The organism is Persicobacter psychrovividus (genome assembly GCF_036492425.1).
GTDB lineage: Bacteria > Bacteroidota > Bacteroidia > Cytophagales > Cyclobacteriaceae > Persicobacter > Persicobacter psychrovividus.
This window is the reverse complement of record NZ_AP025299.1, coordinates 13,707-31,123: the sequence shown is the minus strand read 5'-3', so window position 1 is coordinate 31,123 and position 17,417 is coordinate 13,707. Positions and strand designations below refer to the sequence as shown.

The window sequence follows — 17,417 nt, the reverse complement described above, 5'->3', positions numbered from 1 at the left end:
TGAAGGTTAATAATGAAATATAAAAACTGGTCGCAACCAATGGCTACGACCAGTATAAATCTTCAAATATATTATTTCACCACGTGCACAAAACCCGATTGAGGCTTGTGGTGGGCAATGGTCATTTTATAATAGAAGGTCTCCGATCGGTGTCCAGGACCACGTTCCGTACCCCCCCACTCATTATGATAGTGGGCGTTTTCATACACCAGCTTCCCAAATCGGTCATAAATCTCCATGCTTACCTGCTCAATTTCATTCAGGTGTGGAATTTTAAAGGTATCATTCACCCCGTCATTATTCGGTGTAATCATGTTGGGCAACTGTAATTCCTGCTGACTGGCCTGCGCACTGAAACGTACGGGATACCTGCCTTCGACCATACCGTACACCTGCCCAGTGGTGTTATCTACCAACTTGAATTTCACCGTTACCGTACCGTGATTTTCCTTCACCATACTGCCCTTGGGTGCCAACTGTACTAAATGTGTCCCCTTCGGAATATCCTTGGAAATCACTTGCACCGTCCCCCTCAGGTCGGGTAATTGAACCAAATGTTGTGCATTCATGATCTGTTCAGGAAAATCGGTGATCCGCAATACCGCCTTCGGGTCGATCACCGTCACGGTAAACTGCGCCGAGGCTTTATTTCCACTCTGGTCCGTTACCGTCAGCTGATGCGTGTGCGCATGAACATCCTTGCTTGTGAATTTTTGCTGATCAACCTGTAGTTTCTTGACCACGCAGTTGTCATGGGAACCGCCATCCACCATTGCGGGAGTCAGGCTGACCTGTCCATTTTTATCCAACACCAGCAAAATGTCCCTGGCAATTGCTATTGGCGCAAGGGTATCAATAACCGTCACCTTGGCAGACGATTTACTGATATTTGCACTCGCGTCGATGGCCGTCAGCACAACCACATTCGGCCCTAAATCCACCACATTAAACTGCGTTTGATCCAGCCCCAAAGTAGGTGTTTGCCCATTGTTATCTACCGTACCAGCATCTACCTGAGCAGGGGTAATACTCGCCTGCCCATTTTTATCCAGCGCCACCGTAATATCTTTGGTGCGCACCACAGGAGCCAATGGGTCAATAACTTCCACCGCAATCGATTTACTCGATTTGTTCCCCTGCTGATCCGTCACTGTAAAAGTTACTTTGTGGCGTCCCACCTGCGTGAAAGTATCCTTATTCACCGATAACATCGGCGGATAACCCGTATTGTCCGTCGATCCGCGGTCAATCTGCAATGGACTCAAATGCGCTTTTCCATCTTTACCAAGACTGATTTTCACATCCGTAGCATGAATAATCGGCGCAATGCTATCCAAAACCGTAACGTGTGCCGTTACTGAATTACTGTTCGATGAGCTGTCCGTCGCCGTCAAAACTACTAGATTCACACCCAAATTCTGAGCCGTGAAATGGGTCTTATCCAAGGTCAATATCGGAGCGATGCCGCTGTTGTCTGTCGAACCATTATCTACCTGCTGAGGCGTAATCGACACCTTGCCATCTTTATCCAAATAGACTTTAATATCCTTCGCTTTTGCTTCCGGTTTGGTCTTATCGATTACCGTTACCGGAATCTGCTTCGTGATTTTATTGCCCGAGCCATCGGTCGCGGTCAAAGTAACCTTGTAGGTTCCCGTATGCGTAAAATGGCTTTTATCAACCGTGAATGATGGTGTCGCGCCGCTATTATCTTTTGTGCCCAAACCAAGACCCGAAATCTGAGATGGGCTCAAAGTTACAGCGCCACTTGTACCCAATGGAACGGTTAGAGGATTAACCACCATCACTGGCGCTATACTATCCAAAACCGTAACTTGTGCTGTTACTGAATTACTGTTCGATGAACTATCCGTCGCCGTCAAAACTACTGGATTCACGCCCAAATTCTGAGCCGTGAAATGGGTCTTGTCCAAGGTCAAAATTGGAGCGATCCCGCTATTGTCTTTCGAGCCGTTGTCCACTTGCTGAGGCGTGATCGAGACCTTGCCGTCTTTGTCCAAATAGACTTTAATATCCTTCGCTTTTGCCTCCGGTTTGGTCGTATCGACTACCGTAACCCCAACCTGCTTCGTGATTTTATTGCCCGAGCCATCGGTCGCCGTCAAGGTAACCTGATAGGTCCCCGTATGCGTGAAATGACTTTTATCTACCGTGAATGTTGGCGTCGCGCCACTGTTATCTTTTGTGCCCAAACCAAGACCCGAAATCTGAGATGGTGTCAAAGTGACCTGTCCATTTTTATCCAATGGAACGGTTAGTGGATTAACCACCATCACTGGTGCTATGCTGTCCAAAACTTGAACCGTTGCACTCGCCGTCATGAAGTTCGATGAACTATCCGTTGCGGTAAGCACCACGGGATTATTACCCAAATTCTGAGCCGTGAAATCTGTCTTGTCCAAGGTCAAAATTGGAGCGATGCCGCTGTTGTCTTTCGAGCCATTATCTACTTGTTGAGGCGTAATCGATACCTTACCATCTTTGTCCAAATAGACTTGGATATCTTTCGCTTTCACTTGCGGTTTGGTCGTATCGACTACCGTTACCGGAACCTGCTTCGTGATTTTATTGCCCGAGCCATCGATCGCCGTCAAGGTAATTTGATAGGTTCCCGTATGCGTAAAATGACTTTTATCTACTGTAAATGTTGGCGTCGCGCCGCTGTTATCTTTTGTGCCTAAACCAAGACCCGAAATCTCAGACGGACTCAAAGTGACCTGTCCATTTTTGTCCAATGGAACCGTCAGTGGATGCGTACTCATAACAGGCGCGATGCTATCCAAAACCGTAACTTGTGCATTGGCGGTCATCACATTATTCGAGCTGTCTGTTGCCGTCAAAACTACTGGATTCACACCCAAATTCTGTGACGTGAAATCTTTCTTGTCCAAGGTCAATTTTGGAGCTATTCCGCTGTTGTCTTTCGAGCCATTATCTACCTGTTGAGGCGTGATCAATACCTTGCCGTCTTTGTCCAGATAGACTTTAATATCCTTCGCTTTCGCCTCCGGTTTGGTCGTATCGACTACCGTTACCGGAACCTGCTTCGTGATTTTATTGCCCGAGCCATCGGTCGCCGTCAAGGTAACCTGATAGGTTCCCGTGTGCGTAAAATGATTTTTATCTACCGTGAATGTTGGTGTTGCGCCACTGTTATCTTTTGTGCCCAAACCAAGACCCGAAATCTGTGATGGGCTCAAAGTGGCCTGTCCATTTTTATCCAATGGAACGGTTAGTGGATTAACCACCATCACTGGCGCAATGCTATCCAATACCTGAACCGTTGCACTTGCCGTCATGAAGTTCGAAGAACTATCCGTCGCGGTAAGCACCACTGGATTCACACCCAAATTCTGAGCCGTGAAATCTTTCTTATCCAAGGTCAATATCGGAGCGATGCCGCTGTTGTCTGTCGAGCCGTTGTCTACCTGTTGAGGCGTAATCGACACCTTGCCATCTTTGTCCAGATAGACTTTAATATCCTTCGCTTTTGCCTCCGGTTTGGTCGTATCGACTACCGTAACCCCAACCTGCTTCGTGATTTTATTGCCCGAGCCATCGGTCGCCGTCAAGGTAACCTGATAGGTCCCCGTATGCGTGAAATGACTTTTATCTACCGTGAAGATTGGCGTTACCCCGCTGTTGTCTTTTGTGCCCAAACCAAGACCCGAAATCTGAGATGGTGTCAAAGTGACCTGTCCATTTTTATCCAATGGAACGGTTAGTGGATTAACCACCATCACTGGTGCTATGCTATCCAAAACTGTAACTTGTGCTGAGGCGGTCATCACATTATTCGAGCTGTCCGTCGCCGTCAAAACTACGGGGTTCACACCCAAATTCTGAGCCGTGAAATGGGTCTTGTCCAAGGTCAAAATCGGAGCAATGCCGCTGTTGTCTTTCGAACCATTATCTACTTGCTGAGGCGTGATTGATACCTTGCCGTCTTTGTCCAGATAGACTTTGATATCCTTCGCTTTAGCTTCCGGTTTGGTCGTATCGACTACCGTAACCGGAACCTGCTTCGTGATTTTATTGCCCGAACCATCGGTCGCTGTCAAAGTAACCTTGTAGGTTCCCGTATGCGTAAAATGGCTTTTATCCACCGTGAATGTTGGCGTCGCGCCACTGTTATCTTTTGTGCCCAAGCCAAGACCCGAAATCTGAGATGGGCTCAAAGTGACCTGTCCATTTTTATCCAATGGAACGGTTAGTGGATTAACGACCATCACTGGCACGATGCTATCCAAAACTTGAACCGTTGCACTCGCCGTCATGAAGTTCGATGAGCTGTCCGTCGCCATCAAAACTACCGGGTTCACACCCAAATTCTGTGACGTGAAATCTGTCTTGTCCAGTGTCAAAATTGGAGCGATGCCGCTGTTGTCTTTCGACCCATTATCCACCTGCTGAGGCGTGATCGTTACCTTGCCATCTTTATCCAAATAGACTTTAATATCTTTCGCTTTAGCCTCCGGTTTGGTCGTATCGATTACCGTTACCGGAACCTGCTTCGTGGTTTTATTGCCCGAGCCGTCGGTCGCTGTCAAGGTAACATGATAAGTTCCCGTATGCGTGAAATGGCTTTTATCTACTGTAAATGTTGGCGTCGCGCCACTGTTATCTTTTGTGCCCAAACCAAGACCCGAAATCTGTGATGGGCTCAAAGTTACAGCGCCATTCGTACCCAATGGAACGGTTAGGGGATTGATTACTACCACGGGAGGGGTTTTATCTGTCAAAGTAATGGTAACCCGCTTCTCTATTTTATTATTCGATCCGTCAATCACGGAAACAATCAGCTCATGATCGCCTTTCCCCGTGAGGGTAATTCCTGTTCCAATATCAATACCCGAAGATTGAGGGCTCAATCCTTTAATAGTAAAGGCCGTACCTGAAGGTGCTCCTGCGGGCAAAATTGTTGCATCTACCGAACCACTATTATCTGTGGCCGAAACGATCAGCTGATGCAGCAAGGACGGGCTCAAAACAAACTGGTTATTCGCTGTCAGTTCGTGTGTTTGTCCTTTCAGGGCCAATGATGGGGGTATAGAATCCTTCACAAGCACCAAAGCGGGCTGGGTAACGCTGTTATTCGCATGATCGGTGGCGGTAACCTGAACCTGCGTTACTCCCACTATTGTCAAAACACTCGGGTTCACTTTCGGTAAAATAGGTGATCCACTATTATCGGTAACACTTTTGACCAACAGGTTCGAATCAATCAATGCCTTTCCGTCGGTGCCCATATAGACGGTCGTATCTCGGGTAACCAAAACAGGAGGTGTGTTGTCTTCAACCATAAGATGCACTGTCGCTTCATTCGACCAAAGTTGATTGCCCTTACCATCCTTTTTATCCATGAACTTATAGGTAAACTTATCCGGTCCCACATATCCTGCAAACGACATATATTCTACCTTATAATTGGTAGAAGCATCGCATATGACCACCCCATGTTGGGGTTTTTCAGGGAACTGAACAATCTCACTTTTCAGAACATCTGAGCCATCACCGTCCTTATCATTTTGAAAAACTTTAATAAAAGTAGCCAAATGAGACTCCACTGTTTGCTGATCGTCCACCGCTACTGGTGCGTGATTATTGACATAATTGACATCAAAAGTAATGGTCGCCTCTGCATGATCTCCATTTTGATCAGTCACCGAATAGGTAAATTGATCCTGTTTATGTACATCCTGAGCCCCAGTAAATTGGTACTCTCCAGTCTTTGGATCTGTAATCACAACCTTTCCGTATTTTGGCTGTTTTTCAATTTTATATACAATTCCGCCATCACCCAATCCAGAGACTTTAAAGTTTTTGGTTACCGTTTGCCCTTCATCAATTGTAAAGCCTTCATTACTTGCAACAGGAAAATCATTCACGTCGGTTATTTCAATGGTTGCCACCGCTGCGGCGGTTCCTACATTTGTTTTTAAAGAATAATGAAGGTCTGTGCTCCCAAAATAATCCTTGAATGGCTTGAATGTAAAAGAGCCATCGGCATTAAATTTAAAATCACCATGAGCCTGAATGGCTTGCAGGTTGGTAGCATCTACGGTAAAAATCGGATGTGCACTTTTACCCAGATCATTATCCCCTACATTACCATGATAAACATTTCCTCCGTCTGTTTCCAAAAAGGAGAAAAGGTCGTCCTTGGCATCGGGTGTTTCATCATTATCTAAAATGGTTCCAGTAAAATCTGTATGAGCAGGAGCCATCAACTGAGAATTGGTAGTCAAAACTAATTTGACCGAACCCGCCGCATTGACTTTATTATCATCAATTGTATTTATCGCGATGGTTTTCTCCACCTCATTTTTGTGGAAAGTCAGTGCCCCGTTTCCGGCTTGAGCTCTTCCATCTGACTGACTGGCATCCAAATTATAATGCACTGTCATGGTCCCTCCCAGCGCTTTGGTCAACATAACTTTAAATACCATTTTTTGTCCCTCCATTACAGTAACGGGCTGAACATAAAAATCCCCTTTGGCTCCTTTATCATTGATAATGGCATCAAAGGTTTGCGTGGAAAGCGTGGCATCTGCATTTTTATAGTTTTCAGCAATTAACTGAAAAGTCTCAGCAGGTTCGGGCGTCTGATCCACCAAAGCGGGGTATGAGGCGAAATCAAAATTGGTATGATGCGGTGGGACTTTTACCGTTGATTCGATAGGTGTTGCAATAAAATCCTGATCACCATTTGGCGATGCCGGACGATGTGCCACCATTTTAGCAGTACCGTTCTTTACGTAACATTGAAAGGAAATTTCCTGATCGCTAATTCCCGGCTGTCCATTCACCAAAACCTGACCTTTGAAATGAACCTCTTCCCCCTCTACTACGGGCTTGGCGGAAAGCGCAATACTGGCAACATCATTGTCCTCGATTTTTACTGTTTGCACCAATTTATTGGTCAAGCCAGCACCATTAGGATTCTTCAGTGAAGCATTAATCGGGTGAGACAACACCAACTGAAATCCTTCCTCAAACTCTGCAATCTGATCGTCATGTATTGCTACCGTCAATTGCTTTGCCGTTTCTCCGGGAGCATAGGTCAGTGCCCCACGAACACCTGCCGGACAATCATAATCATCATTCAGGGTTGCGGGATGGGCGCCCTGAGTTGGTAAAATAACGTAATTTATCTTTATTGCCCTGTCTGAACTCACCACCTTACCTCTTGCGTCCGTCAGGGAGATATCAAAATTCATGTTTGAATCTACCCCCTCTTTCACGGTGTTTTTTTTCACCATGACCTTCACCTCCGGAGGGTTATCATTGTCCTCAATAATGATCGGAATTATAAGTTCATTACCCCTTTTTCCGGTAAGGGCATTTTTTACATTGAAGATATGTAAATGAGCCACCTCTTCACGCTCATCAATCCTGTCATCGTTAATCTGAAAATTAAACCGAAAATGATCGTCTTGAGGGCTTATCTTCGCATGCCCTGTCGTTAAAAGGCTGATGTCTTTATCAGAAGCGGTACCATATTCCAGTTTATAATCAAAGGTAATATCTCGTCCGTAGGCTTGCACTCGTTTCAGGTCCAATTCAAAGGTGGTGTCCGTCCCTTCTTTGACATGAATCTGATCCCTGCTCAGTTTAACATTTGGCAAGATCGAGATGACTTTCGAAGGATAAGTACGGCTACCGCAGGCCGTCAAAGCCACCACGCGGTAGTCAGCAGGTTCGGTAATCTGAAAGCTACTTTGATCCATTCCCGAACTTACCAAAGAGTCATTTTTATACCACTCATAACGGTACATTGGCGACGGGTGGTTAATTTGAATTTTTGGTGCATGCGCACTCACCCCCATCAGATCCACATCCGGAGCCGTCAGGGATTCAGGTACCGTACCAAAACCTGAATAAAAGCCACCAGCACCAATATCCTTGTTACTGATGGTCAATGCGACGTTTACTGGACTGACCTTGTCGGGCGCCCAAACCCGAATACTTTCAGCCTTACTGGTAGGAGAAATTTTGAATACATACCACGAAATTGAATCAGCAGATTGGCCTTGTCTACCCTGAACAGCTTCAGTGGTTTCAGCCACCTTCACAGGATTTTGGGCATATTGCTCTGCTCCTCCATTCACCTGATACTGTATTTTATTCGTTCTTGCGATCACCCGTACCTGAGGCGAACCAAGGGTATTGGCATAAGAAATATTAACCTCATGCGCTCCATTACAATTCAAACGAGGCACTAAAAACATTCCAGGTGTATTTTGCCCATGGCCACTTTCGTTTGACCCTGCCAAAGTCTGATAAACATAAACTGGAAATGAACTTTCAATGTACATGTACTTATCCGTGCCCTGTCCTTGGTACTGATTATTTGTCACGATCCAGTACTGTCCTGCATTTTTTACGCTTCCGTGATCATAATCTTGACCATTAACCTTCAAAGTTGAACCATCTTTTGTCGCAACCACCATAACTTGCTCAATGGCGGGAAAGGCTTTTTCCCCCGGACCACGGGCTACAATATATCGCTGCCCGACATAATTGGTCGGCACCAACTGATCAATACCAATATCATGACCATAACGACTACTTACCTGATCACGCCGTGGCCCTCCCGCACACCAGGATCCCGAATTGACCACAATTTTTTTGCCATTGGTGAAGATGTGTGTACCATTGGCTTTGTTCACATCCTTCACCCCATAAGGAAAGCGGGTCTTATCCATGGCATCCGCAAAGTGATAGCCCAAAACATAGCTATCCCCTTTATTCATAATAATAGGCGTACCATTCAATTTGTGCAACAAATCATATTTTTTGGTTTTGGGATTGTAAAAATCAAAACCATTCAGGTTCTCAATCGACACCTGCGTACCATCTTCCAACGCCATGATAGAAATGAAATCATTCCGGCGGCCATCGATATTATCTGATCCGGAAACGATATGCCCCGTATAGAAATTTGTCCCTGCGGCGAACTCCCCTTTGGATGCCATAATACCCGCCTGAGGAGATGACAGGTGGGTGATGTTCACAAAGAAAGTCTTCATAGGGTCTGCGGCTTCGAACACCAAACTACCACCAGAAATCACGTGGCCAGTCAGGTTTTTCTCCGTGATCAACAGCAGGTCTTTATTTTTAAATTCTTTAGAACTGTGATGTCCTCCGCTTCCATCGGAAATGTTAAAGTCTTCCTTCCTGTTATCGCCAAAAATTGGGGTTTCTTGAACCTTATCTGCTCCCTTTTTATAATCGGCCAATTTGATTCGTTCAGGGTGACTTTTGCTGATGGTATAGGTTTTTAATGGAACTAAAACACCATTGCGATAATAACCCATTTTGACCGTCATCGGACTTGCTGAGTTGGTTGACAGGATGGCGAAGTGTTCGTTTACATCTGCTGTGATTGACACGCTGTGCTCATGATGGGTACGGCCTCTATTATCTTTCCATGTCTTTCCATAATAATCATGAGCTTGATCATCAACCGTCTTTTCACAAAAGAAAGGCGGAATATAATGGATGTTGCTTTCCTGAGCATACACTTTCAGGAAGGAGTAAAATGATATCAAAACAAGCAGTAAAAACCCTTTGCATAAAGACTGTTGACCACTTGTGGCATTGTATTTTTTTTTCATGGTAGTAGGTAAAGTTCATTGATTAACAATGACTAACAAAAGTAATCAATGGCATATCAAACAGTGTACCACCACTTTAGATCAATTTAAAATGAGGAATAAAAATTATAATTATAGCAATCAATAATCCCTAAAGTTACCCTCACCCTATTACTATGATCAGATAATTGTAGGAAAAATTGATACCGTCCCCCCTATTTCTTAACGGCAATCGGGTAGATGGCTGGTGAAAGAAAATTTCCTCTTTCACCAGTACACCTCCCACACCACCCTGCATACGGATCCGTACAGGGCGGTTTCTTGTCTTGAAATTATTAACCTCAATGACTTTCATTTCCTGTCGTTATCTTTCGGCATAAACACTCTTACCTATTTTCGGATTCCGTCCTATCTTCCAGTAAGGAGTCCCTTTCGGGCATCTGCTATCATCTGCTTTACAGTAACTTTCAGTTGAAAATCTGACAAGATTCAGTCCTTCCATAGATTGTGAGACCTCTGTAGTTCTTACAGCTCATTGCCTCTATGTACTATGACCTCTGCTGACTTCTCGCAATAAACCTTTTTCGACCAGGTATTACTGTCTGCGAGACCTCCCGCGGTAAGACGACTTAACTTTCTCTCCATCTACCTGCACCATTTACAGCATTGCCTTCCGAGTAGTTTTGGACTTCGTTTTGTTTGGCAAACTTATCCAGACAACACTGCCTCATGATGTTCGTGTCCCTCAGGCCAGAGATTTGCATACAGCTTCCTTCAGATTATACCTCACGGTAAACACCCTTGCCTTCTGCTATGTGGTTGGCACTACTAACCCCCACTACGGACTTGCACCGATTAGTTAATCGCCATGCACGGCGCACCAAAAAAAGGCACTACCCCAATTCGGGATAGTGCCTTCTGTCTACGGATTCGTTAATTATCCGCGAAGCTCAGCGATAATCATCAAAGCTTCATTTGTTTTATTCTTGATCGCCTCCAAATCAAAGTTGCCATCAGCATCTTTGATCATCAATTGCGATCCCATTCCTACACAGTGAACTCCTGCATTGAACCACTCTGTCAAGTTCTCACGCTCAGGCTTCACACCACCTGTTGGCATGATCGATGACCATGGGAAAGGACCTTTTACCGCTTTCACGAACTCAGGACCACCTACTTGCTGACCAGGGAAGATTTTCACTACCTCGCAACCCAATTCTTCCGCCTGAGAAATCTCAGACAAAGAACCACAACCTGGAGACCAGGCGATCTTGCGACGGTTACATACTTTGGCCATCTCTGGGTTCATGATTGGAGAAACCACGAAGTTTGCACCCAATTGGATGTACAATGCTGTTGTTGGGGCATCAACCACAGAACCAATACCCAAAATCATTTCTGGGGTTTCAGTAGCTGCCCATTTGATCAATTCGCCAAAAACCTCGTGAGCGAAATCGCCACGGTTTACGAATTCAAATACACGTGCTCCACCATCGTAAGTAGCTTTCAATACTTGCTTACAAACGTCCAAGTCTTTGTGGAAGAATACAGGAATCATCCCTGTTTCTTTCATCTTCTGAGCGACTTCAATTCTTGTGAATTTTGCCATTACTGGAATATATTTTGATCACCGTTATGATGTCCACAGATTTCCACAGATTATTATGAAAAGTGAATAACGCGAGGAATAGCAAACGGTGTGAATTTTAAAAATAGAATAATGTAGGGACGTTGCATGCAACGTCCGTACGGTATGAGATTTGACTATCGAGCTACGCGACCTGAAGCGTCACCACCCATCAATTTCTCTACTTCGTCAACCGTTACCAAGTTGAAATCACCTTTGATCGTGTGTTTCAAACATGATGCAGCTACGGCGAAGTCCAATGCTTTTTGATCATCTTCCGTGTAAGTGTTCAATCCGTAGATCAATCCACCCATGAAAGAATCTCCACCACCTACACGGTCAACGATGTGCGTGATATCGTATTTGCGAGCAGATTTGAACAACGTTTTACCGTCATACAATACACCTTCCCAAGTGTTGTGGTTGGCGTTGATAGAACCACGAAGCGTAGTGATTACTTTCTTCACTTTTGGGAATTTCTCCATGATCTTTTTAGATACAGACAAATAAGCTTCGCCATCTACATGACCACCTGTTACGTCCACACCGTCAGGAGAAATATGCAATGCCATTTCAGCATCTTCTTCGTTACCCAAAACAACGTCTGTCAGAGCAACCAATGCTGGCATTACTTCATGACAAGCTTTTCCGTATTTCCACAATTTAGCGCGGTAGTTCAAGTCACATGAAACAGTTACGCCCATGTCCTGAGCAACTTCCAAAGCTTCTTTCAAAGCATCAGCAGCACCTTGCGACAACGCTGGCGTGATTCCTGTCCAGTGGAACCAAGTAGCATCAGCGAAAACTTCTTTCCAGTTGATCATGCCCGGTGTGATCTCAGCAATAGCAGAGTTGGCACGGTCATAAACGACTTTAGAACCACGAGCTACAGCACCTGTTTCCAGGAAGTAGATCCCTACGCGGTCACCGCCCAAAGCGATGTTTTTAGTCTCCACGTTGTAAGAACGCAATTTTTTGATCGCAGCATCACCGATATCATTTTTTGGAAGACGAGTTACAAACTCTGCATCCATACCGTAATTTGCCAATGAAACGGCTACGTTAGACTCACCACCACCGTAAGTTGCTTCGAACTCATTTGCTTGGTGAAAACGCAAATAACCAGGGGTTGCCAAACGCAACATGATCTCTCCAAAAGTGACTACCTTTGTCATAATGTAAAATTTAAAAAAACGAATAAAAAAATAACCAATTATATAGTGCTGACATTCTCTTACAGGAGTCTAAAAAATCCTAATGGAAGAAAATTCAGGCCTTTCCATCTCACGCATCCTAAACGCTCAGTAAAAAATCGTTATCGTCCACTGAGCTTCAAAATGCAATCGATCGCAATTTAACCGCTTTTGCCTTAGAATGCAAGCCTTCAAAATGTGAATATACCTCTAAAGTAGCCTCAGGCAGCGCACCAACTTTAAAAGGTCAATTCTCCGCAAAACCCTATATCCTTACTGCTGAAATTTGACCCTTTTATATACTGAACAAAAGCCCCAAAAAGTATAATAATGGTCAACCACCCCTATTTTTTCCGTGAAATGCAGCCTCCGCTCAGTTATTTTAGCTGACAACAAAGACACTCACAGAAGCGTCAAAAAAAACCATTGAATTGCCCCCACTGATTACGTTAAACACCGTTGATCAGCACGAGCAAAATAACAAAATTCATCGAAATGATGTGAGTCCATAACCACGGCAAGGCAGACTCCTTTTTCCTATCGCGGGCGCACCTTACGTGATAGGGCCCAACTGCACTTTTCTATCATGAGTGCGCATCAAACCTTAGATTACCCTCAGCTCGTAATGCGCTCAATTGCTCCTTAAAATTAAGGTGAAAATGTCACGCTGTTTTATCAAAAATAAAATGCTGCTGTCGCCTGATGCATGCCTCAATTCCTGATAAAAAAATGATGGATTTTTGACTCATAATTTTTAGCTTGACCAAGCTATTTTCAGAAAACGCAGACTGACCAATAATTATTCATCCTCAAAAATACCACATCGAATAAGGATGCTTAGTAAGGAATCCATTTTAGCAAAATCACCCCTGATTTGCGTAGAACTAAGGGAGACGAACTGAACACTTTCCTTCTATAAATACTTGTTTGATCAACTGATGAACCACTCGATAATTAATTATGATACCAGCGCTACCCATTAAAAAATTCCTGATCCTCTGTTTATTTTCCATGCTGTATTTATGGGCACCCACGGGTGGCGCAGTAGCGCAGACTGACCGTCCAGACTTCGGCTCCTGGTTCATATATAATGGTACATTTCATTATAAAGACCGATGGTTATTGTTTCTGGAAAGTCAGACACGAACCTACAACCCCGTCACCGATCCGCAGACCTTTTTTATTCGCCCCTATATTGGTTATAAAATTGCTGACCAGTTTACATTCTGGATCGGGAATGAATATCACCGGAGTTGGAATTATCCTTTGGAGGATATGCCAAGAGCAGCCAAACAGGAATATCGCCTGACCCTTCAGGGAATACTGACCTCAAAAATAAACCGGATAAAATTTCAGCACCGCTACCGTTATGAATTCCGGTATTTCGACAAGGGAGAGGATTTACACAAACAACGCGCACGGTACCGTATTCAGGTAAAAGTCCCCCTCAATAAAGGTAATGGCGAGCAGGGCTCCATTTTTTCAAACATTGGAAATGAGATTATGGTCGATGCAAGCCCCGACATTGCAGTTTCCCAAAATCGATTATATGGCATGGTCGGCTATCAGTTCACGCCAAATATCGATATGCAATTTGGCTATATGAATATTATTTTCGAGAACAAAATGGTCGATCATCGCATGCTATTCATGTTCAATCATAAACTGAAATTCAAATAGCAGCCGTTAATTACACTCCATGACGATGATATAGGCACGTGAAAATCCGAGTACATTTTAATTCATTAGACTGATTTTCGATAGGGAAGAGGGGAGGGACTTTGCGACAAGAATATTCGGACGGCCTTTATACACTGGAGCGCATCCTTAAATTCCATTCTTGTACTTTTCTCTCCAATAGGCTTTCTTTTGTTCACGGTCAAGAATCAACTTGGTCAAATTGGCCGCTACATCAGCAGAGGGAATTCCACTTAGCGCTTCATGAAATAATGGCTCAGCAACGTCAATACGATACATGGCCTGTGCAAGCTGTTCCTGCTCGTGTGCCAACATGTATTTCACCCGATGATACAGCCATTCGGTCAGTTGTTGCATATCTTCTGGCAACTCCTCATTTTTGGTGAGTGCCCCCAAATGCTGTTCAATTAATTGATGTGTGGGATTTAAAAGTTTGTCGGACATCTGCCTGTTGTTTTTACAAAGATGCCGAAATGGTCCACAAAAAGGAAATATTTCACAGACTGAAAAAGCAAGTTATCATTTTGAGAACTTGAAAAATGATCATCAAAAATCACTTTGGGTTTCAGGCACACTCTAAGAAACATACCTTTTGCCCCGACAGCCATTACAGGTATTTTATGCATAACAGGTCCGAAGCAGGTTGCCCTGTGCGACATTAGACTCGTCGTGCAACTCCTAATTATTACACCGTTTTATATTGTCAACAGATTTTATTATTTCGCAAATCGCCCATCGCAAATCCAAAGACACTTTACTACCCTTTTTGATGAAGGTATCTTTAAGCAAGGCCTGCCTTATTTACGGGTTCTATCGCTCGTCTATTCTCCCCATAACAGGAGCAAGTTATCATTTTGAGAACTTGAATTTTATCACAAAAGGAGTGGGGACAGCAATTCATAATCTCAAGCAGATCATGATCACACCCATTACCCCGAAAAGAGTACTGACACAAAATGCCTCTTCAGTACATCTGATACCCGAAGGTAACCGCTCATTGAGCCGAAAATGACCGATAAAATTATGCATTAAGCACAGCCTAACATTTTAGAATTTCATGATAGCACCATCAGTAGCCCATACCTATTTTATGGTTCAGTATGCTCAGACTTACAGCAATAACTCCTCAGGGCAATGTGAATTTTGCTGATTCAAGGTCAGTCATAAAGAAATCATCACACCATTTACCCCGAACAGGATTATTCTTCAAGTTCTCAAAATGATAACTTGCAAAAAAAAAGCACCTCCTTTGGGAAGTGCTTCTTTGTTCTATTGATAAACAGGGTTTATGCTTCAAGCTGTTCGGCAAGTTCACGGTACAATTGCGCCAATGCTTTTTTATCTTCCTCATCAATGGCACGAATCACCTTTTTGAATCTCTTCAATTCCCCTTGCTGGTAATCAGCAAAAACAAATGTTTTGGGCGTTGCGGCTTTCTTTGGGGTAGGGGACTCGTCGGTGGCGGCCTCTACAAACCGTTCGTCAAACCATTGCTGATCTTCCAGCTCGGCATTGTCATCTTCCAGCTTCACGTCATTAAAGATAAAGGCAATCACAGCGGCATCTTCTACCACAGATTTGTCGCTGCCCAATTGTTCCAGTCGGGCCTTTTTCACCCAAACCACCCGATTCATCAATCGCTCACGCACATCCTGAGGCAATTTTTCCACCCCGAGGTAAAAGTTGTAGTCGCGGGAAATGGTCGCCTTGCCCACGCCATATTTTTCAGCAAGAATTTCTACTGTTTTCTTGGCACCATCGGCAGCGAGGCGCTCCCCGCCATGTCCTTGCTTCAGCTGAGCATATTCAAGGCCGCGCAGGTAGGCAATTTGCCATTTTGCCAAATTCCGTTTACCAATCTGAAGTTGCACCATATAGGATTTCACCTCGTCAAGGGATTTAAACTGCGCAAAATGAACCGGAAATTTCAGTTGGTTGGCCTCAATGACCGCCAGGCGATTATGGCCGTCAATCAATATGTTTTTACCTTCTTTTTCCCAAACCACCAACGGATCGCGTACCCCTTCACTGAGAATGGATTCTGCCAGTTGCTTTTGCTCCTGCGCAGTCAGTTTGGGCATAAATAATTTCAGTTCCTCCATCACCGAAATGGGGAAACTCTTGAGGTCGTAGCGTCGCTGGGCCCCCACCAAAACATTGGCATTTTTTCGGTTTTCCGATAGTGCCCCGTCTTTTTTTATTTTATCTCTTAAACCCATATTCTTGATTATTTAGCCGTTGCCGCCTTTGCCGTTTTTGTTTTGTCTTTATCAAATCCGAGCTTCCGAAGCATCTCTTCAGTCAGCTCCATATAAGCTTTGGTGGCATCAGAAGCGCGGCTGTAGCGCAAAATATCCTTGTTGGTCAGGCGTGCCTGTTGAATAGCGGTATTTCTTGGAATAATGGTTTTCATCAGATTATCACCATGTGCATTTTGCAATTCTTCCAGACTGATTTCCTGTGCAACCTGATTATTAGAATACATGGTCACGAAAACACCCAACAGTGGCACGGTACGGTTTTTTTCTTCCTTGAAAACCTCGAGCAGCTCTTTAGCCGCAGGAATACCCGCAATGGAATCCCACTCGGCCTGAGTCGGGATCATCACATAATCCGAAGCCATAATGCTGAGTTTTGGAAAATCGTTGATGCCCGGACAGTTGTCAATCAGAATGAAGTCGTACTCATCTTTGAACTTCTGAAGCTTCTTATCCAACAACTCGTAATAATCCATCCGATTCCCGAAATCCTTTTCACGCTCATGCAATGCAATATCAGAAGTGATCAAATCGATGCGTCGTTTCAGTGACCCACTTTGCACGATGCGATAGTTTTCCACCTGCGGACCTTCTTCAGCAAAAATATCTCTTGTCCGTGAGGTAAATCCACAGGAACGCGTCAGATTGGCCTGCCCGTCAAAATCTACCAACAACACCTTGTAACCCAGCTTTGCCAAACAGGCACCTATCGAAAGCACCGACGTGGTTTTTCCAACACCTCCTTTATAGTTGTAAAAAGAAATGGTAGTGGAACGGAAGCCAAGGGAAAATCCATAATTCTCCAATACCGGACGCAAGCGGTTAATCACCAATGGGGTCATGGCGCCTTCACCGATCAAAATTTTGCGTAATCGCCCTTTGGATAATTTGGCTTCTTTTTCAATGGCACTGACGGAAATGGCTTCCCGTTCTTCGAAAAACTGTTTTATTTTTGCTAACTGACTCATACATCAAATATGGTAACTCCTGAAGGAAATCGAGGAATAAAAAATATTATTGA

General features: G+C 44.3%; 7 protein-coding genes. 1 reads left to right on the top strand and 6 read right to left on the bottom strand.

From position 1 onward, the window contains the following. Nucleotides 1–71 precede the first annotated feature (71 nt). The 3 genes from AABK40_RS22295 to AABK40_RS22285 all read right to left on the bottom strand — a co-directional run bounded on the left by AABK40_RS22295 (nt 72) and on the right by AABK40_RS22285 (nt 12,422). On the bottom strand, nt 72–9,641 hold the full coding sequence (locus tag AABK40_RS22295; RefSeq protein ID WP_338399448.1) for a T9SS type B sorting domain-containing protein: 9,570 nt from the start codon (nt 9,639–9,641) through the stop codon (nt 72–74). A gap of 916 nt (nt 9,642–10,557) precedes the next feature. Continuing rightward, on the bottom strand, nt 10,558–11,229 hold the full coding sequence (locus AABK40_RS22290) for a bifunctional 4-hydroxy-2-oxoglutarate aldolase/2-dehydro-3-deoxy-phosphogluconate aldolase (protein WP_338399447.1): 672 nt from the start codon (nt 11,227–11,229) through the stop codon (nt 10,558–10,560). 155 nt (nt 11,230–11,384) lie between these two features. Continuing rightward, the gene (locus AABK40_RS22285) at nt 11,385–12,422 is read right to left on the bottom strand and encodes a PfkB family carbohydrate kinase (protein WP_338399446.1); all 1,038 of its coding nucleotides are present in this window, start codon (nt 12,420–12,422) and stop codon (nt 11,385–11,387) included. Nucleotides 12,423–13,400: 978 nt separating this feature from the next. On the opposite strand from AABK40_RS22285, the gene AABK40_RS22280 reads away from it, so the two are divergent. After that, nucleotides 13,401–14,120, top strand: a complete 720-nt coding sequence (locus tag AABK40_RS22280; protein WP_332922889.1) for a DUF2490 domain-containing protein — start codon at nt 13,401–13,403, stop codon at nt 14,118–14,120. A gap of 147 nt (nt 14,121–14,267) precedes the next feature. On the opposite strand, the gene AABK40_RS22275 is transcribed toward AABK40_RS22280, so the two are convergent. From AABK40_RS22275 to AABK40_RS22265, 3 genes are all read right to left on the bottom strand, one after another. After that, nucleotides 14,268–14,582 (bottom strand): hypothetical protein, encoded by a 315-nt coding sequence (locus AABK40_RS22275; protein WP_332922888.1) that lies wholly within the window; start codon nt 14,580–14,582, stop codon nt 14,268–14,270. A gap of 842 nt (nt 14,583–15,424) precedes the next feature. Continuing rightward, complete coding sequence (locus tag AABK40_RS22270) at nt 15,425–16,357, bottom strand: ParB/RepB/Spo0J family partition protein (protein WP_338399445.1); 933 nt, start codon at nt 16,355–16,357, stop codon at nt 15,425–15,427. A gap of 8 nt (nt 16,358–16,365) precedes the next feature. After that, nucleotides 16,366–17,364 (bottom strand): ParA family protein, encoded by a 999-nt coding sequence (locus AABK40_RS22265; protein ID WP_332922886.1) that lies wholly within the window; start codon nt 17,362–17,364, stop codon nt 16,366–16,368. Nucleotides 17,365–17,417: the final 53 nt, after the last annotated feature.